Raw genomic sequence first — 1,754 nt, 5'->3', positions numbered from 1 at the left:
AAAAAAAAACCTATTTAATTCCACAATATCCCCCTGAATGATTTTTTAGTAATTCTTTAAAATAAATATAAAAGTGTTCAACTAAAAAATATTAATAGCTACTAAAAAGATCTAATAGCACTAAAGTATACCCTATTTAAATTAAAAATCAAGATTAACATGAAAATGATTTTTTATTGAATATACAACAGAAAGAGTTATGAAGAATTATCAATATATATTTTCTATATTAGACAAATTTATAAGTATTTGATATTTTTTAGATTAAGCAAACGTTTGATTAAAATAATATACGGGGGTATTTTATGTTAAAAAAAATTATGTTATTTTCAACAATTTCATTGACATGTTTAGCTAGTTCTGGAGAATGGAGTAAAAATAATTTTAAGTATGATGAGTTTAATTTACCGTATCAACTTTTTAAACCAAATAATATTGAAAAAGAGATACCTTTAGTTATATATCTTCACGGTTCAGGAGAAGCTGGAATAGATAATGAAAAACAGATGTATGCTGGAACAAATATTGGTCCACAGTATTTTGCATCAGAAGAGATTCAAAATATTCAAAATGCATATGTACTAGCTCCTCAAACAACACCAGAAATAAGATGGGCAAGTGTAAGCATAGATGAGTATGATTTTAAAACTACTCCGATTACTCCGTCTATGAATTCTTTGCTTCATTTAATCGACAACTTAGAGAAGGAGTTAAAAATAGATCCTAAAAGAATATATATAGCAGGACTATCAAGGGGAGGACAAGGAGTTTGGAATGCTGCCATGAATAGACCTAGTAAGTTTGCTGCAATCGTTCCAATAGCTGGGTCTGGAAGTCCTAAAGATATTGATTTAATAAAACATATTCCTACTTGGGTTTTTCATGGAAATGCAGATGATATTACTCCAATTGAAGTTTCTCAAAATATGGTAGATGCTTTAAAGAAAAAAAATGGGAATGTTAAGTTTACAATCGTTGAAAATGGGAATCATGATTCGTCTTGGTTAGAAGCACATAAAAATTCAGAGTTATGGAAATGGATGATTTCAAATAAAAAAGATAATTAGAGCAATCATTTCAATTTAAAGGGGTAAATTATGAATACCTGGAGAATAGATTCTAACTCAAATAGTTTTATTTAAAATATTAAAACTTATACTTTAACTGATAAAAGTAGTACAACAAAAATAGAGTTTGAACTTGCAGATATTAATGGAAGATATTTTGGAGTTCAAGTTAAAAGTGGAGAAATCTCTTAAAAAAGAGGTTTCTTTTTTTATGGGAATGTCTTGATAAGATAGCAGAATGGGGAGGGTGGGAAAGACTTAAAGGTTCAAGGGCGAAGAGATCCGTGTATTGCAAATTGAAATTGCTTTCATCCACAGCTCTCAAGACCTTTTCCTATTAAGGCAAGAACTATCTTTAACTCTTGAGCGGAGTACTGAGCGACCGACAGGGTAGCATACCATAAGGGACTGTCAATAAGACTCCCACTATCCCAGCTACGACCAGAGGGAGAAAGCGATGAGTTAAGTGGCTATTTTTTGCTGGAAATTTTTTTATTTTAAAATTAGTAAAGTATTTTGATTGTTGTAATTTAGAAAAAGTCCGACCATCGGACTTTTTGTATGGCGGAAATCAAGGTTGGAAGAGAGGGAAATTTATTTCCGCCTAAATTTTTTTTAAATAGAATAGATAATATGTCTTTCATAGTTACGAGCTTATGTTGCTGTGGCCGTGGGCACGAGGTCCTA

The 1,754-nt window shown here is 30.8% G+C and carries 1 protein-coding gene; it reads left to right on the top strand.

Annotated elements, in window-relative coordinates; genetic code table 11:
• Positions 1-305 precede the first annotated feature (305 nt).
• Positions 306-1,067, top strand: coding sequence for a poly(ethylene terephthalate) hydrolase family protein (locus ACRDDY_RS06265; RefSeq protein WP_240222308.1), 762 nt, complete (start codon positions 306-308; stop codon positions 1,065-1,067).
• The last annotated feature ends 687 nt before the right edge of the window (positions 1,068-1,754 follow it).

Origin of the sequence: Clostridium sp. (assembly GCF_051656525.1) — a bacterium.
Lineage (GTDB): Bacteria > Bacillota > Clostridia > Clostridiales > Clostridiaceae > Clostridium.
The sequence above is the reverse complement of the archived record's forward strand: the minus strand, read 5'-3'. Positions and strand labels throughout refer to the sequence as shown.

Excerpts from the sequence above, each read along its gene's own strand:
- ACRDDY_RS06265 (WP_240222308.1), top strand. The coding sequence starts at position 306 with ATGTTAAAAAAAATTATGTTATTTTCAACAATTTCATTGACATGTTTA.